This is a genomic window from Bacillus crepusculi (assembly GCF_014764715.1).
Classification (GTDB): Bacteria; Bacillota; Bacilli; order Bacillales; family Bacillaceae; genus Bacillus.
On record NZ_JACXXE010000019.1, the window covers coordinates 1 to 22765 of the forward strand.

A 22765-nucleotide genomic window follows, 5' to 3' on the forward strand; every position below is an offset into this window, starting at 1 on the left:
TGTAGCGAACTTAGCATGTGATCATTTCCTGCCTCGCCAGTTTGACTGACTACCTATGAAGTATCATAGGATTTTTTATAAAAACTCGAATTAACAGGTACGTTTTGTCTTGTTTAGTTTTCAAAGATCATCTTCGTTATCGCTCAGAGGCGACTTTTTTAATATAACATTTGAGCACTGTGTGCGTCAAGCGTTTTTTTGGATTTCTTTTTGTCAGCTTTTCTTTCAAAGCAACTCGGTTGCTCGTTAGCGACGTTTAATAATATACCATCATAATAATCATGCGTCAATATCTTTTTTAACAAAATATCCTCGATGATAGATTTTTTGCCCCTTTGTTTCAATTGGCTCCACTTGAACTATTCCTTTTTCCACAAAGAAATCAATCATAACGCTAAGATCAGGCGTGAAATGCTTCAGGTCAGGATGCGCGAGAAGCTCGCCAAAAAGCCAAATATCCTGTTGCTCCATAACATGGCGCAAATGAGCAGCACCAATTTCTGCTTTTGAATGGATCAAAAAATCATTTGCTAAAAATAAAAGTTCCAAACGCTTATGCAGACTTTCGTGGCTTTCAATCAGTTCTGAATAAAGTTTATATACTTCTGGCTCCATATGACGCACTTGGTTCCAAACCGTCACTTCTGGGTGGAAGCCTTTATCAATCACTTCAATACGTGCTAAGTGATGCAGGGCATGCACAATGGAATTATATGCATCAAGGAATTGATTTGACTCAAAAAATGCTTTTCCTTCTATATATCTGCGAATGAGCTTGCCATATTCTAAACCGATTTTGAGCTTACGGTTTGAAAACGGGAATGTACTCAGTTCATCAATCAAGTTGAAAATATATTCATTTCGATCAAACAGGACTTTTCCATTCAAAATCCAATCAATGATTCGGCGGTTAGTACCGAGGGTAATCCATTCCTTCAGCTGATCATCTGTGACCACATTTAAAGAAGCTGTTTGGTGATCAGATTCATAGTGTTTAATAAATAACGGCTCTTCCGCTTCTTTTACAATAACAAGAAGTGCTGCATCAAAGTTATCCGTCTCAGAAGATACTTTATGTCTTCTTTCTACTATAATCACAGCTAATGTGTCTGGGTGGCTCGCTCTCTCTTGATAAATAGGACGGAGAAGATTTTCCATAGTGATTCCTCCAATACTCAGATGTAAAGTTCTTCTCTAATTGCTATGTATTTCTCCTCATAGAATCAAAATTCCTTCAATACAAGAAAAAAGATCATTGAATCATTATAAGCAATTTATTCACAAAACTCTATAACTAATTCAAATGGAAAGGTAAAATGTGCTATATTGGAGATAAGGGGGACTAGGGATGGCGAAATACTCCAGTAAGATTAATAAAATCAGAACATTTGCACTTAGTTTGGTTTTTGTTGGCTTTCTGATCATGTATATCGGTGTGTTCTTCAAGGAATCGATCTGGCTGTCGACTTTCTTTATGCTGCTCGGCGTCTTGTCGATTGGATTAAGTACAGCCGTTTACTTTTGGATTGGCATGCTTTCTACGAAGGCGGTACGAGTCGTTTGTCCAGGCTGCGAGAAAGAAACAAAGGTGCTCGGACGAGTGGACATGTGTATGCATTGCAGAGAGCCGCTGACTCTCGATCCAGCATTAGAGGGTAAAGAGTTTGATGAATCCTACAATCGAAAAAAGTCATAAAAATAAGCTGACCATTTAACCGGTCAGCTTTTTCATTAATGATTTTCTTTTTTCGCACATTCTTGACAAGTTCCATAGATCTCCAAGCGATGATGACTGACTTTAAAGCCCGTCACATGGGATGCAAGCTGTTCAACTTCATCAAGGCCAGGATAGTGAAAGTCAACGATCTTTCCGCAGTTTTCACAAATCGCATGGTAATGGTCAGATGTCGCAAAATCAAATCGGCTTGAGGAATCACCATAGGTTAATTCCTTTACTAATCCAGATTCCCGGAAGACTCGTAAATTGTTGTAAACCGTTGCGACACTCATATTTGGAAATTTTCCTTCAAGGGCTTTATATATATCGTCCGCGGTTGGGTGAGTCATAGAATTTACGAGAAACTCCAAGATGGCATGGCGCTGCGGAGTAATTCGAACACCGGTTTCTTTTAAAGCATCTAAAGCGTCTTTTAGTTCGTGAGCAGCCATTTCATCATGCACCTCTCTTCAAAAATATTCTTATATTGTAATCTTTATAAATAGTGTACCCCCAGAGCCGAATCTTTGTCAATTACAATCCTCTTTTTTACCTATTCTTCTTTACAAAAAAGACCGGCATGACTGCCGATCTCATCCTGTGAGGAAATTAAGCGTGAGCTTTCAATTCCTCAAGCGCTTCCTCTACGTGGTCTTTCACCTTTACTTTTCGCCATTCTTTGACAAGCGTTCCTTCTTTATTAATAAGAAACGTTGAACGTTCGATCCCCATATATTCTTTGCCAAAGTTCTTTTTCAGCTTCCATACTCCAAAGGCTTCAGACAATTTCTGTTCATCGTCTACAAGAAGCAGGAAAGGCAAATCATGTTTTTCTTTAAACTTTTGGTGCCTGTCCTGACTGTCTGGGCTTACGCCGATAATGACAGCATCTAATTCTGCAAAGCTCTGATGGCGGTCGCGGAAATCACATGCTTCTGTTGTACAGCCTGGTGTCATATCTTTTGGATAGAAATAAAGGACAATATGTTTTCCTTTAAAATCAGAAAGCTTTACTTTTTCCCCATTGTCACCGGTTAATTCAATGTCAGGTACTTGCTGGCCTACTTCGATTGTCATGACACAATCCCTCCAACCTATTTTTTAATTAGCCTATCCAATTTTGAGAGGATATTCAACTAAGGACGCTTGCATCGGCATGTTAAAATAATGATAGACGACGTGATACGTTGAGACAGGAGGCTATTTATGAAATTCACAGAATCAGAAAAATTACATCAAGAGGCGCTGGAGCACATTGTTGGAGGTGTCAACAGCCCGTCTCGTTCATATAAGGCAGTAGGCGGCGGTTCACCCGTTGCGATGGAAAGAGGAGAAGGCGCTTATTTTTGGGATGTTGACGGAAACCGCTATATTGATTATCTGGCAGCATACGGCCCAATCATTACAGGTCATGCCCACCCTCATATTACAAAAGCCATCACAAAAGCCGCTGAAACGGGTGTCCTTTATGGAACACCGACAAAGCATGAAGTGACATTTGCTAAAATGCTGAAGGAAGCTATGCCTGCTTTGGACAAGGTTCGTTTTGTCAATTCCGGTACAGAAGCGGTGATGACGACGATTCGTGTAGCTCGCGCTTATACAGGCAGAACAAAGATCATTAAATTCGCTGGGTGCTACCACGGTCATTCTGATCTTGTTTTAGTCGCAGCTGGCTCTGGTCCTTCCACTTTAGGAACGCCTGATTCAGCGGGCGTTCCTAAGAGCATCGCCAATGAAGTCATTACCGTTCCATTTAATGATATTGACAGCTACAAAGAAGCACTAGATCGATGGGGCGATGAGGTAGCGGCTGTTCTAGTTGAGCCGATTGTCGGGAACTTTGGTATCGTGGAGCCTAAGGACGGTTTCCTGCAGCAGGTCAATGACCTCACTCATGAAAAAGGCGCACTTGTGATCTACGATGAAGTGATTACAGCTTTCCGCTTTATGTATGGCGGTGCACAGGACTTGCTTCAAGTAAAGCCTGACCTTACTGCATTAGGTAAAATTATTGGCGGTGGTCTTCCAATCGGCGCTTACGGCGGGAAAAAAGAAATTATGGAGCAAGTCGCTCCGCTTGGACCAGCCTATCAAGCTGGCACGATGGCGGGAAATCCTGCGTCCATTCTTTCTGGTATTGCATGCTTGGAAGTGTTAAAAGAAGACGGTGTTTACGAGCGACTTGATCAGCTCGGCGCTAAGTTAGAAGAAGGAATTTTAGCTCATGCCAAAAAACATCAAGTAGATATTACAGTGAATCGCTTAAAGGGTGCTCTCACGATTTATTTTACAAAAGAAACGATTGTCAATTACGAGCAGGCTGAAAATACGGATGGCGAAATGTTCGCCCGCTTCTTCAAATTAATGCTCACACAAGGCATTAACCTCGCCCCTTCCAAATACGAAGCTTGGTTCTTGACCATCGCACATACTGAAAAAGATATTTCTGAGACGCTGCAAGCAGTAGATTATGCGTTTGAACAGCTGAAACAATCATAATGGAGTCAAAAACAGGCGTAAAAAAATGCGTCTGTTTTTTTATTGACCAGCTCTTGATTGTCAAAAGCGATTGAATCTGTTACATTTTTTCTCAATACCTTCTTTTGCTGTTTTCATAAACTTTCAAAAATGACTTGAATATTTCGGAAGACCGCTGTATATTACTTAGTTGTTTCATCAAAATATTTATAATAAATGACAAGTGATCATCTATTATCAAAAAGAAAGGAATGCAGGGACAAAACCAATGAAACTTGGAGCCCGTATTTTAAAAACTGGTATTGCCATTGTACTCGCGCTTTACCTGGCAACATGGCTTGGGTTGCCAACACCCGTCTTTGCGGGAATTGCAGCTGTATTTGCTATCCAGCCATCTATTTACCGATCATTTTTAACGATTGTTGATCAAGTGCAAGCCAATATTATTGGAGCAGCACTTGCCATTACGTTCGGTCTGCTTTTTGGCACCGGACCAGTCATTATCGGTTTAACCGCCGTCATGGTCATCGCCATAAATTTAAAGCTGAAGATTGAACACACGATTCCAATTGCACTTGTAACCGTCATCGCGATTTTAGAAAGTGCAGGGGATCATTTCCTTTCCTTTGCCTTAATTCGAACAGCTACTGTGGTGTTAGGGGTACTTTCTTCATTTTTAGTGAATTTAATCTTCCTGCCACCAAAGTATGAAACAAAGCTTGTTCATCACATTATGGAAAATACGGAGGAGATTTTAAAATGGATCCGTCTGAGCTCCAGACAGTCTACTGATCATTCCACTTTAAAGGATGACATCGATCAAATAAAAGAACGCATGATCAAACTAGATCACATTTACTTGTTATACAAAGAGGAACGAAGCTATTTAAAGAAAACAACCTATGTAAAATCAAGAAAGCTGGTTTTGTTCAGACAGGCGATTATGACGTCTAATCGTGCTCTGTACTTACTGAAAAAGCTTCATAAACTAGAAAATGAAATTCATTTGATGCCAGAGCATTTCAGGGAAAGCTTAACGGATGAGATTGATTATTTACTGTATTGGCATGAGCGCACCTTGATGAAGTTCGTCGGAAAAATGAAGCCGCAGGACGATGATTTTCAAAATGAATGCTCTCTTCGCCTTGAAACCTTAACGAAATCATTTATTCAGCATCAACAAAACCAAGAAAACGACTTGCTCGATTACAATATGCTGAATGTTATGTCCAGCATCATCGAATATCGTGATGAACTAGAGCATTTAGATACATTGATTACAAGCTTCCAAACGTATCACCCAAAAGATAGTGAAATCGAGACAGAAGAAAAAGAAGCATAAATAGAAAAGATCGATTCTTGGAATCGGTCTTAAATTGTTGACAAAGGGCTAAAATGATCTTGGTTTTAGCCCTTTGTCTTCTTTTCAGCGTGAATGAAAACCTTTGAAGTCTAGGAAGGGCGAGCACCGGAGCGGAGCGAATTGACATTCGTGAGCACCGGAGCGCAGACCTGACAAAGAATGCGAGGGTTTGTCTACACGCTAAGGCCGATTCTTGGAATCGGTCTTATTTTATTTTCTTCATTTTAGGATCAAGTGTGTCTCTTAATCCATCTCCCATCAGGTTAAAGCCAAGAACCGTCAGCATGATGGCAATCCCGGGGAAGAATAAAGTCCATGGGGCTTGAACAAGATATGGCCTTGCATCAGCTAGCATTTTCCCCCACTCGGGACTTGGCGCCTGTGCACCCAGTCCTAAAAAGCCTAAAGCCGCCGCTTCGATAATCGCCGTTCCAATCGCAAGCGTCGCCTGCACGATGACCGTCACCATACTATTTGGCAGGATGTGACGAAGGACGATGCGGCGGTGGGACATCCCAACTGCCTTTGCTGCCAGCACGTATTCTTCTTGTTTAATGCTCAGCACTTTTGAGCGAACGAGCCGCCCAAAGGTTGGGACGTTAATAATTGCTATGGCAATAAGGGCATTTTGTAAGGAAGGACCTAAGATGGAAACGATGGCAATCGCTAATAGAATGCTAGGAAAGGCGAGTAAAATATCAAATAACCTGGAGATCACAGCATCTAGCAATCTTCCACCATAACCTGCCATCAATCCAAGCAGTGTGCCTAAAATGACAGACCCGAGAACTGAGAAGAAACCAACCCACAATGAAATCCGCGCTCCATGTACAACTCTCGAAAATATATCTCTGCCGAAATCATCCGTACCAAACCAGTGCTCAGCAGAAGGTGCACTAAACCGCTCACCAAGTGATTGTTCGTTGATTCCAAAAGGCGCAATGAATGGTGCGAAAATTGCCAGGATGAGAAATAACAAGACAATCACACTACCAATAACCGCCAGCTTGTGCTGAAAGAACTGCTTCATCGATTCAAGAATCAGTGATTGAGAGCGGGCTTCTTTTGGCTTAGATGGTTCAAGCTCTTTTTGCGCTTCCATATTGTCACTCTCCCTTCTCTAATATTTAATCCTCGGATCAATAACTGCATACAAAATGTCGACAATGAAATTGATCAGGACAAATATGAGCGCAACAACGAGAATGCCTGTTTGAATGACCGGATAATCACGATAGCTGATGGCATCGTATATATACCGCCCAATTCCCGGCCAAGCGAAAATGGTTTCTGTTAAAATTGCCCCGCCAAGCAAGAGACCTGTCTGAAGACCAATAATCGTCAAGATCGGAATGAGCGCATTTTTCAGCCCATGCTGATAAATGATGAAAAACGAACGCACCCCTTTTGCTTTTGCCGTTCGAATAAAGTCTGAATGAAGCACTTCCAGCATACTTGCCCTCGTAATCCTTGCAATAATTGCAGCAGGGATTGTTGCAAGTGCTGTACTTGGCAAAATCAAATGTTTGATGCTGTCAGTGAATTGATCGAACCGGCCTTGTAAAAGCGTGTCCAGCGTATGAATATAAGTAATCGACTCCACTGGATTCCTTACGTTTTCTCGGCCTGTTGTCGGCAAAATGCCTAATTCGATTGAAAAGAGCCACTGCCCCATTAAGCCTAACCAGAAAATCGGCATGGACACCCCAATGAGTGCAATAAACATCGCAATATAATCAAAGAAAGAATGTTTAAACCAAGCACTGATGATTCCGGCATTCACTCCCACAACAATCGCCAGCACCATTGCAAAAAATGTTAATTCTAACGTAGCAAATAAGTATGGCTTCATTTCCTGGGCAATAGCCGCTCCTGTTCGAATGGACGTCCCTAAATCACCTTTTAAAAGCCCCAGCATGTAATGACCATATTGAACGTACCACGGCTGATTCAAACCGAGCTGGATCGTCAATTGCTCTACTGCTTCTTTTGTTGCCCGCTGCCCTAAGATGACCTGTGCTGGATTCCCCGGTATAAACCGAATAATTGAAAACACGACCAAGGTCATTCCAATCAGTACTGGGATGAGCATTCCTGCCCGCTTGATACAATAAGCAAACAAATAGCTTTCACCGCCTTTTTATTTGTTTGAATAAGGGAGATACAAGATCCCCCTTATGTTGCTTATTCGAAATACACGTCAGTCAAAGCTTCTGAACCAGTTGGGTGCGGCTGGTATCCTTTTAAATCACTAGATGCGGCAAGCATTGGAATTGAATGCACCAATGGAATCCAAGGCGCTTCGTCATGAATGATCTCTTGAGCCTTTTTATACAGCTCATTTCGTTTCTTTTGATCTGTGTCCGTTTGCGCTTCAATGAGGATGTCATGCATAGTATCGTTCTGGAAGAATGTATAGTTGTTACCGCCAATGCTATCTTCATCCAGCAGTGTGTAAATGAAGTTATCAGGATCGCCATTGTCTCCTGTCCAGCCTAACAAAAACACATCTGCTTCCCCTTTACTTGCCTTATCTAAATAGGTCGCCCAGTCATATGTCACAATTTCCGCTTTGACGCCTACCTTTTCAAAATTTGACTGGATGACCTCTGCTACCTTCATCCCATCTGGCATATATGGACGCGGTACAGGCATCGCCCAAAGCTTGATACGAAAGCCGTCAGGAAAGCCGGCTTCTTTCAATAGCTCTTTCGCTTTTTCTGGATTATACGGGTATGGCTCAATGTCGTCATTGTAGCCTTCTAAAGATGGCGGCAGGGGATTTTTCGCTGGTTCAGCAAGTCCGCCATAAAATGACTCAATGATGGATTTTTTATCGACTGCATAATTGAGCGCCTGACGAACCAGTTTGTTATCAAGCGGCTTTCTCGTCACTGTCAGTCCGATATAGCCTACGTTCATTGATGGTCTTTCAATGAGCTGGAGGGCTTTATCGGTTTTTATGCCATCTAAATCTGACGGATTCACGCCATCCATTAAGTCGATTTCGCCTGTTTTAAGCGCATTTAAACGAGCAGAGTTTTCTGGAATGGAGCGAAAAATGATTTGATTGAGCTTTGGTTTCTCTTTTTGCCAGTAATCTTTGTTCTTTTCTAAGACAATGCGGTCGTTTTGCTTCCACTCTTTAAACTTGAATGGTCCTGTACCCACTGGATTCTCGCGAAATGAATCGCCGCTTTTTTCAACAGCCGTGGGGCTTGCGATGCCAAATGGTGACATGGCGATGTTTTTTAGAAACGTCGCCTGCGGACGCTTTAGTTGAAATTCGATTTCATGTTCTCCTTTGACGATGATGTCTTTAATGACATGTCCTTTATCTTTTTTATAGCCGCCAAACATGCCGTAGTAAGGAAATTTTTCTGCATCGCCGTTCATCCAGCGGTCAAAGTTGAATTTGACTGCTTCTGCGTTAAAATCTGTGCCATCATGAAATTTCACACCTTCTCTTAAGTAAAAGGTGTACGATTTCCCGTCCTTTGCCACATCCCAGTCTGTTGCGAGACCAGGGTGGATGGTCGTGTCTTTCTCACCATAATTCAGTAGCTTTTCAAACATATTCTCTGTGACCTTGAAGGTTTCTCCTTCTGTCGTTGTGATCGGGTCAAGTGATGTGGAATCTCCTCCTCTGCCAAATACGAGGGTATCCTTTGTTGCCTTTTCTTCTGATGTAGGTGCAGATGAACATCCTCCTAAAAATAGCGCAAGTACCAGCACAAAAATGAAACTACTGAATAACCATGTCTTCTTCATTGTGTTCCTCCTTTTGATATAAATAGCACGCGGCCGCGTGCCCCGGTTTCTCCTCATACAAAGCAGGTACTGCTTTTAGGCATTTCTCCCACCTTTTTGGACACCTTTTGTAGAAAGGACAGCCGCCGCGTGCCGTCATAGTGGACTCTTCCGCTGCCACATCCTGCGTCTCCAGCACGTGATCCATATGTGGAATGGATTTCAGAAGCAGCGACGTATAAGGATGTAATGGATGATGAAACACGTCTTCCGCCGGCCCCATCTCCACAATACGGCCGGCATACATGACAGCGATCCGGTCGCTCATATACCTGACAACGCCAAGATCGTGAGAAATAAACAAATACGTAAGAGAAAGCGTCTTTTGCAAGTCGAGCATCAGGTTCAAAATTTGTGCTTGAACGGATACATCCAAAGCCGAAACTGGTTCATCGGCAATGACAAGACTTGGGTGAGTAATAAGTGCTCTAGCGATACCAATACGCTGCCTTTGTCCGCCGCTGAATTGGTGCGCATAACGGTCTCCATAGGAAGGATCAAAACCCACAATGTGCAGCATCTCTTTTACCCGCTTCCGTCTTTCTGCTTTCGTCCCGTGTTGATGAACAATCAACGGTTCCTCTAAAATATCTTTGATTTTCATTCGCGGATTTAAGGAAGCATATGGATCCTGAAAGATCATTTGAATGTCTTTTCTTAAGGAACGCATGTCTCGTTCCTTCAAAAGTGTCACCTCTAGTCCATTCAATTGAATGGAGCCTGAAGTCGGTTCAGTCAATCTCATTAAGCTTTTACCAAGGGTTGATTTTCCGCAGCCAGACTCACCAACAATGCCAAGCGTTTCCCCTTTTTTCACGTGAAAAGACACTTGATTTAGCGCTAAAGTCGTGTGCTTGTTTTTTGAAAAAAAGGCTGAGTTCTCATACCGTTTTGTCAGCTGATTCACTTGTAATAGTGGGTGACTCAGTGTCTTCTCCTCCTTCCATTAGAAAGCATGCGACGCGGTGATCTTGTTCAATGGATTGTAAGGCTGGATCTTTTTCAAGACATTGTGCCATTTGATAAGGGCAGCGCGCGGCAAATTGACAGCCGGACCGGATGGCCCCTGGCTTAGGTACATGACCTTCAATAGAGATGAGTTTTTCTTTTTTCTCTTTAAACGATGGAACAGAGGCGAAAAGGCCTTTTGTGTAGGGATGCAGAGGTTTTTGAAAAAGACGGTCAACGGTTCCTTCTTCTACGATTCGACCGGCATACATAATCATGACTCGCTGGCATATTTGCCGCACGACGCCTAGATCATGGGTAATAAATAAAATAGCGGTGTCCATCTCTTCGTTCAGCTTTTTGAGCAGGCGAAGGATTTGCGCTTGGATGGTCACATCCAGTGCAGTTGTCGGTTCATCTGCAATCATGAGCTTTGGGTGACAAAGCATCGCCATCGCAATCATCACACGCTGGCGCATGCCGCCAGATAATTCATGTGGGTATTTTTTAAGTAACGATTCTGCTTGCTTCAATCCAACTGTCTGAAGCAAATCAACAGCCTTAGCTTTTGCTTCTTTTTGGCCGATTGCTTGATGTGTGAAAAGGGCTTCCGTCATTTGCTTGCCAATGGTCATTAATGGATTGAGAGAGGTCATTGGCTCCTGGAATATCATCGAAATGTCATTCCCTCTCACCTCTCGCCACTGTTTCTCGGAAAGTGACAGCAGGTTTTGCCCTTCAAATTGAACCTCTCCCGTTGTTTCTGTTTGCTGATTCAGTCCCATTAATGACATGGATGTGATACTTTTCCCGCAGCCCGATTCACCAACAATACCTAACGTTTCTCCTTTTTGAATCGAGAACGATATATGATGGACGATGGGCACTTTTTGCTTTTTTTGCTGAAACGCAATGGATAGCTGTTTGACATCTAGCAGCACGTCTTGTTCTTCCACATATTCACCACCTCGTCATACTTTTTAAAATTGTATTGAGACAAGCTGGGAAATATGTCATGTTTTTGACAAGCATAAAAAAGCCTATCCGCTAGAATCGGATAGGCTTCTACTAATTTAATGTTTGGATGGTAAATAGATGGCGATAGTGGCTGTCTTGATTCATTAATTCTTCGTGTGTTCCTTTTTCCACAATTTCGCCTTGTTCCATGACGACAATTTGGTCGGCATGTGTAATGGTCGATAAGCGGTGCGCGACAATGAAAGTTGTGCGGTCCTTCGCTAGCTTTTGCATCGCTTCTTGAATGTAATGCTCACTTTCTAAATCCAGTGCAGACGTTGCTTCGTCTAAAATAAGAAGCGGTGGATTTTTGAGAAATACCCTCGCAATGGAAATCCGTTGTTTTTGACCGCCTGACAGCTTCACGCCTCGTTCTCCTACCTTCGTGTCATACCCTTCAGGAAGAGACATAATAAAATCATGGGTATTTGCGGCTTTGGCAGCCGAGACGATTTTCTCAAAGGATGCTTCTGGGTCACCAACAGCGATATTTTCTTTAATCGTGTCACTGAATAAGAATGTATCTTGGAGCACCATGCCAACTTGATTTCGAAGACTTCTTGCCTTGTACTCTTTTATGTCAATGCCGTCAATTTCAAGTGACCCACTTGTGACATCATAAAACCTTGGAATTAAGCTGACGAGTGTAGATTTTCCTCCACCGCTCATTCCTACAAGTGCAATCGTTTGTCCTTTTTCTACTTTCAAGGAGATATTGCGCAGAATCTCTTCCTGCGTGTGTTCATAGCGAAACGACACCTGTTTAAATTCTACCTCTCCTTTTAAGTCATTGGCTTCTTTTGCATTCGGCCTGTCTGTTACCTCATACGGTTCATCAATAAACTCAAAAATTCGATCCATTGACGCAACCGATTGCGTTAAGGTCGTCGATGAGTTAATGAGACGGCGAATCGGGTTGTACATCCGGTCAATGTAGCCGACAAAGGCAATCATTGTCCCGATCGAAAGCGATCCATTAATCACAGTGTAGCCAGCAAATGCAATGATGAGTAGCGGTGCAATGTCAGTGATGGTATTGACGACAGCAAATGTTTTGGCGTTCCAATTCGTATGGTTAATCGCTTTGTTTAAAAAATTTTTGTTTTCATCATGAAAATTCTCTTGTTCATATTCTTCAATCGCAAAGCTGCGAATGACTGGCATTCCTTGTACTCGTTCATGAAGATGCCCTTGCACCTCGGCCAGCGCCTGTGAGCGCTCCTTTGTGAGCTTGCGAAGTCGTCCGTAAAAATACTTCACAGCGATCGCATATAGCGGAAAAATAATGACAGACACGATGGTGAGCTTAAGATCAAGTGTACACATAATGGCAATGACAATAAGGACTGTCATCAAATCCAGCCAAATGTTCATCAGGCCTGTAATGACAAATTCCTTCGTTTGCTCCACATCGTTGATCACCCTTGAAATGATTTCGCCTGTTCTCGTGTTGGCATAATAACGAAGGCTTAGCTTTTGAATGTGCGAGAACAGCTTTTCCCGAATATCAAACAATACTTTACTGCCTGTCCACTGTGCATAGTATTGTCTATAGTATTCAACAGGCGGTCTCATGACTAAAAATAATACAAGCATGATTCCCATAATAATAAAGAGAGTGGATGTTTTTTCTTCAGCCGATCCAGAGCCTTGAATCACATCATCAATGACATATTTTAAAAGCAGAGGCAAGGTTAAGGGAATCGAGAATTTAATCATCCCGATGACCATTGTCAATGCAATCTGTTTTTTATACGGTGTAACAAAAGCCATGTAGCGTTTAATGACCCCCATGTAAATCTCCTTCCCAATCTATCAGTGCCTCTTATCCGTACGCAGTCAAAAACCTGTTAGCCTATAAAGCCAAACAGGTTTTTGCTGATCTTATTTTGTATAATGTAAAAAACGTTCATACCACATATCCACAAATTCGGGAGCAAACGGTCCTTTCCGCTGGTGAATCCAATGAAGTAATGTATTCAGATGCTCTCTTAAGATACTATCGATTTCTTTTGGATAATTCATCTGCCTCTTATGATCTGCGTATTCGTCTTCATCCAAAATATTGTACGTCATGTCCGGAAAGACTTTGACATCTAAATCGTAATCAATATACTTAATTGCCTCTTCATCTGTCGCAAAAGGAGAGCTGATGTTGCAGTAATAATATACCCCATCATCTCTAAGCATCCCAATTACATTAAACCATTGTTTTGCATGGAAATAGCAAATAGCCGGTTCTCTCGTCATCCATGTACGACCATCGGATTCAGTCACCATTGTACGGTCGTTTGCACCAATGATACACAATTCCGTTGCTTTCAGAATGGTGGTTTCATTCCAAATCCTGTGGATCAAGCCATTATGCTTATAGCTTTGAATTTGGATGGTTTCTCCTTCCTTGGGATAGCCCATATTTTCTCCCCTACTTTCTATAACAAACAAACCTAACAGTCCAAAGACCTAATTTCCCAACTAAACATGTCTCTATTATATTATACCGTTACATAGTTAAAAAATGAAATGAAAAAGCCATTCAACCCAATTGAACGGCACACTCATTTACATCACAGTTGAACTCTTCTCCATCTGTTTATATGAATTGATGACCTCTTCTGTCTGTTTTGTAAATAATGTTTGGACTTTTTGCAGCTCTTCTCGTTTCTGTTTGATTTGATGTTGAAGCCTATGCCGCTCTTCCTTTTTTCCATCTTGCAGCCATCGTTTTTCTGTTTCTAAGCACATGTCTAGTTCCCCTTGTACATCAAGTAGTTGATCCATGAGCTTCATTTGCTTTCTTACAAGCTGATCAAAATCAGACATCTAACTCCTCCCTTTTCACTCAAATCCATTTTTTGTATCTATACCACTTCTTGAAAGGATGAAAAAGTCCTTTGACTGTTTATGTAGAGGTTTTACAGGTTTTGTCGGATGGTGATGAGGGGCAAAAAGAAAAGCACTTCATTCGTAGATGAAGTGCTTTCCTCTGTTTCAGTGATTAGCTGTTTTGTTGTTTGTTTTGCTCAGCTTTTTGATTGTATTTTTTTACTTGCTGTGCGTCAGTCTCGCTAGCAAATTCAGTACCATATTGACCTTGAGCAGAAGCTTGGTTTTGTTTTTTCACTTGTTGTGCGTTTGTTTTGTTTTGTTGTTGATCCATCATTATCACCTCCACGCACATTAATTTGTGCAGAAGGTGTACATCCTATTCATGATTTTTTTAAACAAGCAAAGAACGTCCGCCATCCACAATAATCGTCTGTCCTCTAATCATGTCTGCCTTGCCTGATACAAGGAACTCCACGCTGTCGACCATGTCTTTAATTTCCACCATTCGGCCGGCAGGAGTGTTTTTCTTGGCGTCTTCTAAAAGCTCTTCACGGTTCGGGAAGTGCTTGAGTGCATCTGTGTCGATCGCGCCGCCAGATACGGCATTCACGACAATATTTTTTTGTGACAGCTCAACAGATAGATAACGCGTTAAAGCTTCTAGTGCCGCTTTTGATACACCGACCACTGTGTAATTTTCAAGGTAGCGGATGGATCCTAGTGAGCTAATGCTGACGATATGTCCACCGCCGTTTTTCTCCATTAATTTCGCCGCTTCTTGTCCGCAGAATAATAAAGCTTTCGCATTGATATTCATCGTCCAGTCCCAATGATTTTCTTCAAGGTCCATGATGGGACGCTGAACACCTGATGCCGCATTGTTAACAAATACATCTAAACGGCCAAAGGTTTCATCGATTTGCTGAAACATGTCTTTGATTTTCTCAGGCTGGCCTACATTGGCCTTCACAACCAATGTTTTCACGCCCATTGCTTCAATTTCTTCCGCTGTTTCAAGTGCGGCTTTTTTGCTTCTTGCATAGTTAATGACAATGTCATATCCTTTTTCAGCCAGGCGAAGGGCTACTTCCTTCCCAACCCCTCTACTGCTGCCTGTAATTAATGCACATTTACGCTTGTTCATTATGGTTCATCTCCTGATTTGAATAGTTTTCGTCCATTCGCTTCACACTAATAGGAAAGTTCCTATTAGGAGGTTACATTCATGTATGTCGGACGCGATTTAAGCCAGCTTGGCATGATGTCAAAGGATCAATGGAAAGATACTGAGCTTGCTTTTTTTCATCATGCTTTCCAACAAATTTTACCTTATTTAAACGAAGAAGGGCAATCTAAGTATCGAGAAATCATTTCTGAAATTGAAAACCGCGGGGGTCTGCACCGAAATGAAGCCGATTATACCCATGGTACAACGGTTAAATATGACTAGGCTGTTCAAGTGACATCTTCCATATTTTTTGATGTGAAACTGGCAAAGCATATGCCTCAAATTCTTCTGTTGTGACTTTTTTCAGCATCGTGTCATCTGATACAGAGGTCACACGTCCAAAGAAAACAGAAATATTCCAGATGAGGTGGGTAAATACATGTTGAATGGTGCCTTCTAAATCACCAAGTTCTGCTTGTACACCCGCTTCCTCTTTTAAGAAATCAATCAGCTGCTCTTTTTCCGTTTTTCTTCCCTTTATGGTTTCCATGTTTGGGAACTCCCATAAATTCGCAAGCAGACCTGTACTTGGACGCTTATGAATATAGAGGTGGCCTGCATCATCAAATAACACCACCGCTGCCATTGATTTCGCAGTCGGCTTTTTCTTTTTACTTTTCACCGGCAGCTCATGCTGAACGCCTTCTTCGAGTGCCGAGCAATGCATGTTCACAGGACAAATGAGGCAGGCAGGGGATGTTGGGGTACAAATGAGCGCACCAAGCTCCATCAGTCCTTGATTGAATTCTGATGGCTTTTCCCGGGAAATGAGCTGATCGACCGCAAACTCGAAAATATTTCTCGTTTTTGGTTTTGCAATATCATCCCATATGGACAAAATACGAGAAATGACTCTCATGACATTGCCATCTACCGCAGGGTATGGCTTGTTATAGGCGATACTCAGCACTGCGCCGCTCGTATAAGGACCTACACCTTTCAGCTTTGAAAATTGCTCTTTCGTATCAGGGACAACGCCACCGTAGGATTCATATACTTCTTTCACAGCTGCCTGTAAATTACGCACGCGTGAGTAGTAGCCAAGACCTTCCCATGCTTTCATAACCTTTTCTTCATCAGCTAAAGCGAGATCCTTCACGGTCGGAAATTGCTCCATAAAACGGTTGAAGTACGGAATGACCGTATCCACCCTCGTTTGCTGAAGCATCACTTCTGATACCCAGACGCGGTATGGATCTTGATTTTCACGCCATGGAAGTGTACGTTGTTCTTTTTCATACCAATCAATTAAATCATGCTGAAAGCCCGCAATATCTTTGCGGTCCAGCTTTTCTTGAATGTCTTTCATCTCTATACTCCTTCTCATTGAACCGAGGGCTAACGTTCTGAAAAGAACCTTATTTGTTGTATACTGTTTGTAGATACGTTAACATGTTACATTAAATCGGGATAAAGCAAAAGTGATTTTGCACATAGTCTTGATGAGAGACGTATACTTTGTATGATTGTTCCTAAGCATGACAACTAGGAGGTAATCAATTGGATACTGGTACTCATGTAGTAATGGGCATTTCTCTTGGGGGACTTGCGCTTTTAGATCCAGCCGTCAGCGCAGATCCACACATGGCACATGCTGTGATGATCGCGACAATCGCCGGCTCCCAAGCACCAGACATTGATACTGTGCTAAAACTAAAAAATAATGCAGTTTATATAAGAAATCACCGAGGATTTACACATTCCATTCCGGCTGTACTGTTTTGGTCATTGCTAATTCCGGCTGTGATTTTCCCATTTGTACCGGGGGCAAATTTACTTCATCTTTGGTTATGGACACTACTAGCCGTTGTGCTTCATGTGTTTGTCGATATTTTCAATGCATACGGTACGCAGGCCATTCGTCCATTTTCGAAGAAGTGGGTAGCGCTAGGGATCATTAATACGTTTGATCCGTTTATCTTTTTTACACACCTTGTCGCCATAGTCGTTTGGGCGATTGGCGGACATCCCGGCTATACGTTTATTACGCTGTATGCGGTGATTTTCTGTTATTATATCGTCAGGGTCATCATGCAACTACAAATTAAACGTCAGCTGCGTGCACGATTCGATGAAATTGAAGAGATTATTATTTCGCCTACAATGAAGTTCAGACAATGGCGCATTGCTGTGAAATGTAAATCCTCCTTCCATGTTGGACGCAGCATGAATGGAGAAATTGTCATTTTAGACACCTTTAACCGTGTGCCGGTCCCTGATACAGAGATTATGAAAATTGCCAAACAAGATGAAAACATTTCAGCCTTTCTCTCCTTCTCCCCTGTCTACCGGTGGGAAGTGGATAAATACAAGGATCATTATGAGGTGAGGTTCATTGATTTACGCTACCGCAGCAAAGGTCATTATCCTTTTGTCGCAATCTGCCATATCGACATGGACCACCAAATCAAAAATTCCTATACCGGTTGGATTTTCAGTGAAGAAAAACTACAAAAAAAATTAAGACTCGGCTCTGTGTGAGCGAGTCTTTTTTTGTTGTGTAGGGCTTGGTTCTAGGAAAAGTACATTATTTTGATTATTCATTTGTGTAGATTTCGAACTGGATAGGGGCTTGACTTTATATAATTCGCAGAAATTGTGATCTATGCACTCATGTAGAGTGCGACTGCGATTTCCGCCCTAATTGCAACATTTTTTAGGAAATGATTGTAAAAATCCACAAATTTCAATATAGAATTTTGTTTTCTCCTTCATAAAATATACATTTTTTCTCAATAACGTCGAATAAAAAGGTGCGAATGCCCGGGGATTTTATGTTCACCTCACATTCGCACCATCAGCTTCTCTTACAACTTCGTCATATATTCCACAATAAACTCCCAAAAGCCAGGTCCCTCTTGGTAAATCAGCCTGTCTACTTTTTCAATGAGTTTGATATAGAGTTCTTGTTCGAGGTCTTCTCTTTCTTGATATGCCGTGTTTTGTAGTTTCTTTTTGATCATGGGTGTGAAGGTTTCAATGAGCTCTTCCATTTCTCCATTGGTCATTTTGTTTTCGTGCACGGACATCTCCCCCTGTTTCTTCTTTTAGTTTGTTGAGTGCTTTTTTGTGAATGTTTGAGATGTTTTGTCTTGTTTCGCCTAGCCGGTCGGCTATTTCCTTCATCGTTTGGCCTTCGACATAGATTTGGGTTAAGACCATTTTTTGTTTGTCTGTGAGCTGCTGGTAGGCCTTGTACAATGTTTGATCTTGCAGGTGCTCTCCTAGGTCTTGCTGGTTGAAGAGAACGGCTTCATACGTATCTGTTTGAACAGGGTCTTTCACTTCTTGCGTATCAGGATGATCGAGTATGAGCGGAAAACGCTGCTGCTTCTTTTTCACTCGTTTGTCAAAGTCGACTGAAAAGATGCGGATCATCGTGGAAATATACTTGATGATGCGAATTTTTTGATAGAACTGCTTGAACTCAGAATCTAGCTTTTTCGCATTTTCCTCGCTTGGCTCTTCCATGACTTGCCGGAGCAGCTGCTGGTTTTTAGGATTGCTTAAAAATTGCTGAATGAGCGGGTGATCAATGATTTCCTTCCATTTTGCTTTCAATAACAGCCGATAATCCATGTGCATCCTCCCCCTTGTTCCCTCTACTTGAATTAAGTGGACAAAAGTTAAAAAAAGTAAACTTCATGAAACGGGTCTAATGGTTCATTTTCTCCTCCCCTACTTTCCTTTTTCTCCTTTCATACCACTTATATAGAAGACGAGCATCCGCTGGGAGGTGAGACAAATGGAAAACTTTTTTTCAGAGGAATGGCTGAAGCAGCTCGGTCAGGCTGGCTTCCCCGCCATTTTGACGGTTTACTTGCTGACACGCTTTGAACGAAAGTTTGATGAATTAAGCAAGCTCATCCAAAGATTAGTGGCTGCACAAAAAAATGATGAATCAGATTGACATCTGCTTGATTCGTTTCACCTTATGAAAATGAGGGGGAAATGAAAGGCCTTTTGTCACCTCACACAATACGATGTTGAAAGGGGATTTTATCATGAGTGAAAAGCAAAATGGTGTACCACAGCCGATTCGAGGAGAAAAAGGAGCCACGGTCAAAATTCCACGTAATCTCGAGCGAGACAGACAAAACCCAGATATGCTCACGCCGCCAGAAACCGATCATGGAACAGTTTCCAACCTGAAATATTCTTTTTCTGATACGCACAACCGTTTAGAGAAAGGCGGCTACGCCCGCGAGGTAACGGTGCGTGAATTGCCGATCTCTAAAAGCCTTGCCTCTGTGAATATGCGGCTAAAGCCCGGTGCTATTCGTGAACTGCATTGGCATAAGGAAGCGGAATGGGCGTACATGATTTATGGGGAAGCCCGGATTACATCGGTTGATGCAGAGGGACGGAATTTTACAGAGGATGTGACCGAGGGTGACTTGTGGTACTTCCCTTCTGGCCTGCCGCACTCTATCCAAGCACTTGAACCTGGCGCTGAATTCTTGCTTGTGTTTGATGATGGGTCTTTCTCGGAAAACAGTACGTTCCAAGTGACTGATTGGCTGGCTCATACGCCTGAGGAAGTTGTGCTCAAGAATTTTGGAATGACAAAGGAACAATTTAACAAACTACCAGAGAAAGAGAAGTATATTTTCCAAAAAGGAATTCCTGGTTCTCTTGAATGTGACAAGGTGAAAACAGAGCAAGGGGAAGTCCCAAATTCCTTTAAATATGAGCTGTTAAAACAAGAGCCGATTACATCAAGCGGCGGACAAGTGTGGATTGCGGATTCTACCAATTTCAAAGCGTCTAAAACGATTGCATCTGCTCTTGTGAAAGTCGATCCTGGTGCCATTCGTGAGCTACACTGGCATCCAAATACGGATGAATGGCAATATTTTATTTCTGGAAAAGCACGAATGACGGTATTTGCTTCTGATGGACATGCGAGAACCTTCAACTATCAGGCGGGAGACGTTGGCTATGTGCCATTTGCGATGGGGCATTATGTAGAGAATACAGGTGACGAACCGCTCTATTTCTTAGAAATCTTTAAGAGCGATCATTATGCAGACATTTCACTCAATCAGTGGCTTGCGGTCACACCGAAACAGCTTGTTTTGGATCATTTAGATCAAGGCGAAGAATTCTTGAAATTGCTTGATACTGAAAAACACCCTGTCATCGCTGCACCTAAAAAAGAGGATTAACATATAACTTCCTGCAAAAAGGCTGTCCTTTTTGCAGGTATCTTCATGTAAAGGAGTGTTTGTTTACCTATGCAGCAATCTGTTCACGTTTTATGGCAAGGGCTGAAATGGCTCGTGGCGCTTTCAGCTATCTGTTACATATTTTTGTTGTTTTGTGTGCTGTTCTTTCATTTGACGGGTGCTTTTTATCAATCGATTTTATCGATGCTTCTGTTTATGGGCATTTATGTTGTGCTTGGCATATCCTTTGAACATGTGGAACATGTGCTCATGAGGGTTGTTAGAAAGTGCCGGTCCAAAAAACGCTCCATCGTTTTCTATGCCATTTCAATTCATCTTTTGTTTATTTGGGGGGCTGTCTATTTATCAGATGAATTGGTGGGCGGCATTTTGCTTTCTACTTCTGAGGAAATTCTCTTTGCCCTGAGTCTTTGGTTGTTTCATTTTTTGTTTGATTATGCGACGTTTTCGTTTGAGAAAGAAGCTTAATGACTCTCTACTCTCTTTCTGGCGAGAGTGCTTCTTTGATTTGCTTCATATGATGGAGATCATGCTCAATCAGCCCTTGAAAATAGCTTGATAATGTTAGCTTGGTTTGACCGATCAAAAAGGATTCCTTCCAGCGAGATGCTTCGATTTTCTTCATTTCTTGAAGTCATTCTGTTCTGACAGTAATAAATCGCCCAATCGTCTCGCTTCTCTCTTCCTTTCTTGCTCTTTCGGCTGACTGCTGATTCATTTCTTGCACATCAAGTCGATTGGTCGTTCTTCCGTTAGCGACTGTACCCATTCAATGGTGTGTTCATAGTGATTGATTACGGTGTATTTACTCATTTTTGTTATCCTCCTAATGTTTGTTTCAATTTTTTTAAAGAAAGAGGAACAGAAATTGAATCGTTTCATCCTTGCGAAATCATCAATAACATATTATCATATACTATAATTACCAATTAAATAGATTGAAAGGGGGGCGTTTTTTATACGTTTGCCTACATGAACACGGATGTGCTTTATTTTTTGGATTAAAATAAACCGACCGGTCTGTTTATAAAGTGGGAGGGAAAAGTGATGAGGAATAACAATGTAATCATTATCGGCAGTGGTGTAGCAGGATTGGCTGCTTCTTTATTTTTAAAAAAAGCAGGCATTGCAAGCACGATTTATGAAAGTAGATCAGATGATGTTGAAACTGGTGCAGGTTTTTTACTGTCTCCAAATGGGGTAAAGATTTTGAAGGAAATAGGGTGTATGGATGATGTGATGGCAAATGCAATAGTGATCAAGAGGATCAATCAAATAAACAGTGACAATGAACTGGAAGCTACCTTTCACAATTATAGTGAAAAATATTATCATGCCCCTTTACTGAATGTCATGAGAGACCAAATCATCAAATCACTTTTAAAGGAAGTTCAACGCCAAGGAATAAAAGTGACATACAACAAAAAGTTCACTTCGGTCAAACAGACGTCTCATTCCGTTGAGGTTCTTTTTGAAGATGAAACTGTGATAACAGGCGATATTGTAATAGGAGCGGATGGGACTTTTTCGAAAACGAGAGAAGCGGTTGCCTTTAACGCTAAATTAGACTATAGCGGTTTTTGGGGACTTCAAGGGATATCCTATGTAGAAGATTTTGTATTAGAGGAGGCAACGAGTTATTTTTACAATGACGGAAACTTTCAATTCATTTTTGGAAAAGCGCATCCAACAAATAAAATGAATATTTTATGGCAGGCTTTCTCTCAGTGTCCTGAGAAGTTACCTACAAAACACTTTGAGAAAGCCAGTAAAGACAACATTCGAAAGTTATTATATAAACAAATGGACGAGTGGAACATTCCGAAACATCTTGTTGAGATCATCGATCATACAGACATGTTCTTCCCAAGAAGTATTTATGAAATAAAGCATCTCCCTGTATGGTCAAAAGGGCGAGTTGTTCTTATAGGGGATGCTGTACATACAGCAAATCCATTTGTTGGTCAAGGAGCTTCGTATAGTCTAGAAGATGCGATGGTCATAGCAAAGATGCTGAGGGATCATGATTATCGAGATGCGTTCTATTATTATGAACAGGATCGAAGAAAGAGGACAGAAGAATTGAATGCGCTATTTCAGCACATGAGTATTCAAAACGATATTGATAAAAAAATGAACGAATACAATATTGAATGGGATGAAGAAACTTACGTATGAGATGA

26 protein-coding genes and 1 pseudogene are annotated in these 22765 nt (G+C 41.7%); 9 read left to right on the top strand and 18 right to left on the bottom strand.

What is annotated here, in order from left to right; translation table 11 throughout:
- Window positions 1-279 precede the first annotated feature (279 nt).
- Window positions 280-1158: a nucleotidyltransferase-like protein gene (locus tag IEE86_RS18340; protein ID WP_191098443.1), complete on the bottom strand. Its 879-nt coding sequence runs from the start codon at window positions 1156-1158 to the stop codon at window positions 280-282.
- Between the two features lie 190 nt (window positions 1159-1348).
- Here IEE86_RS18340 and IEE86_RS18345 point away from each other — a divergent pair, with 190 nt between their 5' ends.
- The gene (locus IEE86_RS18345) at window positions 1349-1696 is read left to right on the top strand and encodes a YgzB family protein (RefSeq protein ID WP_024425201.1); all 348 of its coding nucleotides are present in this window, start codon (window positions 1349-1351) and stop codon (window positions 1694-1696) included.
- A gap of 35 nt (window positions 1697-1731) precedes the next feature.
- Here IEE86_RS18345 and perR read toward each other — a convergent pair whose 3' ends face one another.
- Together perR and bcp are read right to left on the bottom strand one after the other, a co-directional pair.
- A complete protein-coding gene (gene perR / locus IEE86_RS18350; protein ID WP_012009347.1) occupies window positions 1732-2169 on the bottom strand; it encodes a peroxide-responsive transcriptional repressor PerR in 438 nt (145 codons plus the stop codon).
- A 157-nt stretch (window positions 2170-2326) separates the two neighbouring features.
- Window positions 2327-2794, bottom strand: a complete 468-nt coding sequence (bcp, locus tag IEE86_RS18355) for a thioredoxin-dependent thiol peroxidase (RefSeq protein ID WP_191098444.1) — start codon at window positions 2792-2794, stop codon at window positions 2327-2329.
- A 129-nt stretch (window positions 2795-2923) separates the two neighbouring features.
- Between bcp and IEE86_RS18360 the strand changes: the two genes are divergently transcribed.
- The gene (locus tag IEE86_RS18360) at window positions 2924-4219 is read left to right on the top strand and encodes a glutamate-1-semialdehyde 2,1-aminomutase (protein ID WP_191098445.1); all 1296 of its coding nucleotides are present in this window, start codon (window positions 2924-2926) and stop codon (window positions 4217-4219) included.
- 247 nt (window positions 4220-4466) lie between these two features.
- Window positions 4467-5540 (top strand): FUSC family protein, encoded by a 1074-nt coding sequence (locus tag IEE86_RS18365; RefSeq protein ID WP_024718258.1) that lies wholly within the window; start codon window positions 4467-4469, stop codon window positions 5538-5540.
- Window positions 5541-5766: 226 nt separating this feature from the next.
- Here the strand turns inward: IEE86_RS18365 and IEE86_RS18370 are convergent, their stop codons facing one another.
- From IEE86_RS18370 to fabL, 10 genes and pseudogenes are all read right to left on the bottom strand, one after another.
- Complete coding sequence (locus tag IEE86_RS18370; protein WP_191098446.1) at window positions 5767-6663, bottom strand: ABC transporter permease; 897 nt, start codon at window positions 6661-6663, stop codon at window positions 5767-5769.
- Between the two features lie 18 nt (window positions 6664-6681).
- Entirely contained in the window at window positions 6682-7683 is a 1002-nt protein-coding gene (locus IEE86_RS18375) for an ABC transporter permease (RefSeq protein WP_191098447.1), read from the bottom strand.
- A 62-nt stretch (window positions 7684-7745) separates the two neighbouring features.
- Window positions 7746-9332, bottom strand: coding sequence for an ABC transporter substrate-binding protein (locus IEE86_RS18380; protein WP_191098448.1), 1587 nt, complete (start codon window positions 9330-9332; stop codon window positions 7746-7748).
- Complete coding sequence (locus tag IEE86_RS18385) at window positions 9307-10299, bottom strand: ABC transporter ATP-binding protein (RefSeq protein ID WP_191098467.1); 993 nt, start codon at window positions 10297-10299, stop codon at window positions 9307-9309. The genes IEE86_RS18380 and IEE86_RS18385 overlap by 26 nt, the downstream gene beginning before the upstream one ends.
- The gene (locus IEE86_RS18390; protein WP_191098449.1) at window positions 10253-11275 is read right to left on the bottom strand and encodes an ABC transporter ATP-binding protein; all 1023 of its coding nucleotides are present in this window, start codon (window positions 11273-11275) and stop codon (window positions 10253-10255) included. Before IEE86_RS18390 ends, IEE86_RS18385 begins: the two co-directional genes overlap by 47 nt.
- Before the next feature lie 112 nt (window positions 11276-11387).
- The gene (locus tag IEE86_RS18395; protein WP_191098450.1) at window positions 11388-13130 is read right to left on the bottom strand and encodes an ABC transporter ATP-binding protein; all 1743 of its coding nucleotides are present in this window, start codon (window positions 13128-13130) and stop codon (window positions 11388-11390) included.
- A 90-nt stretch (window positions 13131-13220) separates the two neighbouring features.
- Window positions 13221-13751 (bottom strand): nucleoside tri-diphosphate phosphatase, encoded by a 531-nt coding sequence (ntdP, locus tag IEE86_RS18400; RefSeq protein WP_012009337.1) that lies wholly within the window; start codon window positions 13749-13751, stop codon window positions 13221-13223.
- A gap of 147 nt (window positions 13752-13898) precedes the next feature.
- Entirely contained in the window at window positions 13899-14159 is a 261-nt protein-coding gene (locus IEE86_RS18405) for a YgaB family protein (protein WP_191098451.1), read from the bottom strand.
- A 175-nt stretch (window positions 14160-14334) separates the two neighbouring features.
- Window positions 14335-14481 (bottom strand): annotated as a pseudogene (locus IEE86_RS18410) (gamma-type small acid-soluble spore protein); the annotation flags it as partial.
- A gap of 75 nt (window positions 14482-14556) precedes the next feature.
- A complete protein-coding gene (gene fabL, locus IEE86_RS18415; RefSeq protein WP_007496726.1) occupies window positions 14557-15309 on the bottom strand; it encodes an enoyl-[acyl-carrier-protein] reductase FabL in 753 nt (250 codons plus the stop codon).
- 81 nt (window positions 15310-15390) lie between these two features.
- On the opposite strand from fabL, the gene IEE86_RS18420 reads away from it, so the two are divergent.
- Window positions 15391-15615: a hypothetical protein gene (locus IEE86_RS18420; RefSeq protein WP_008341962.1), complete on the top strand. Its 225-nt coding sequence runs from the start codon at window positions 15391-15393 to the stop codon at window positions 15613-15615.
- Here IEE86_RS18420 and mutY read toward each other — a convergent pair.
- Entirely contained in the window at window positions 15602-16702 is a 1101-nt protein-coding gene (mutY, locus tag IEE86_RS18425) for an A/G-specific adenine glycosylase (protein ID WP_191098453.1), read from the bottom strand. The two genes, IEE86_RS18420 and mutY, sit on opposite strands and share 14 nt — an antisense overlap.
- 191 nt (window positions 16703-16893) lie before the next feature.
- Here mutY and IEE86_RS18430 point away from each other — a divergent pair, with 191 nt between their 5' ends.
- On the top strand, window positions 16894-17874 hold the full coding sequence (locus IEE86_RS18430) for a metal-dependent hydrolase (protein ID WP_191098454.1): 981 nt from the start codon (window positions 16894-16896) through the stop codon (window positions 17872-17874).
- Between the two features lie 326 nt (window positions 17875-18200).
- Here IEE86_RS18430 and rsoA read toward each other — a convergent pair whose 3' ends face one another.
- Together rsoA and IEE86_RS18440 are read right to left on the bottom strand one after the other, a co-directional pair.
- Window positions 18201-18422, bottom strand: a complete 222-nt coding sequence (gene rsoA / locus IEE86_RS18435) for a sigma-O factor regulator RsoA (protein WP_191098455.1) — start codon at window positions 18420-18422, stop codon at window positions 18201-18203.
- Entirely contained in the window at window positions 18370-18972 is a 603-nt protein-coding gene (locus IEE86_RS18440; RefSeq protein WP_191098456.1) for a sigma-70 family RNA polymerase sigma factor, read from the bottom strand. The genes rsoA and IEE86_RS18440 overlap by 53 nt, the downstream gene beginning before the upstream one ends.
- Before the next feature lie 166 nt (window positions 18973-19138).
- Between IEE86_RS18440 and IEE86_RS18445 the strand changes: the two genes are divergently transcribed.
- From IEE86_RS18445 to IEE86_RS18455, 3 genes are all read left to right on the top strand, one after another.
- Window positions 19139-19303 (top strand): YvrJ family protein, encoded by a 165-nt coding sequence (locus tag IEE86_RS18445; protein ID WP_080869593.1) that lies wholly within the window; start codon window positions 19139-19141, stop codon window positions 19301-19303.
- Between the two features lie 94 nt (window positions 19304-19397).
- Window positions 19398-20561: an oxalate decarboxylase family bicupin gene (locus IEE86_RS18450; RefSeq protein ID WP_191098457.1), complete on the top strand. Its 1164-nt coding sequence runs from the start codon at window positions 19398-19400 to the stop codon at window positions 20559-20561.
- Window positions 20562-20630: 69 nt separating this feature from the next.
- Window positions 20631-21050 carry a regulatory YrvL family protein gene (locus tag IEE86_RS18455; RefSeq protein WP_191098458.1) on the top strand — a complete coding sequence of 140 codons (420 nt, stop codon included), beginning with the start codon at window positions 20631-20633 and terminating at the stop codon, window positions 21048-21050.
- Window positions 21051-21057: 7 nt separating this feature from the next.
- Here the strand turns inward: IEE86_RS18455 and IEE86_RS19480 are convergent, their stop codons facing one another.
- Window positions 21058-21207: a hypothetical protein gene (locus IEE86_RS19480; RefSeq protein WP_224741088.1), complete on the bottom strand. Its 150-nt coding sequence runs from the start codon at window positions 21205-21207 to the stop codon at window positions 21058-21060.
- Window positions 21208-21216: 9 nt separating this feature from the next.
- Window positions 21217-21351: a hypothetical protein gene (locus tag IEE86_RS19580; RefSeq protein WP_263479587.1), complete on the bottom strand. Its 135-nt coding sequence runs from the start codon at window positions 21349-21351 to the stop codon at window positions 21217-21219.
- Window positions 21352-21629: 278 nt separating this feature from the next.
- On the opposite strand from IEE86_RS19580, the gene IEE86_RS18465 reads away from it, so the two are divergent.
- On the top strand, window positions 21630-22760 hold the full coding sequence (locus IEE86_RS18465; RefSeq protein ID WP_191098459.1) for an FAD-dependent oxidoreductase: 1131 nt from the start codon (window positions 21630-21632) through the stop codon (window positions 22758-22760).
- Window positions 22761-22765 lie beyond the last annotated feature (5 nt).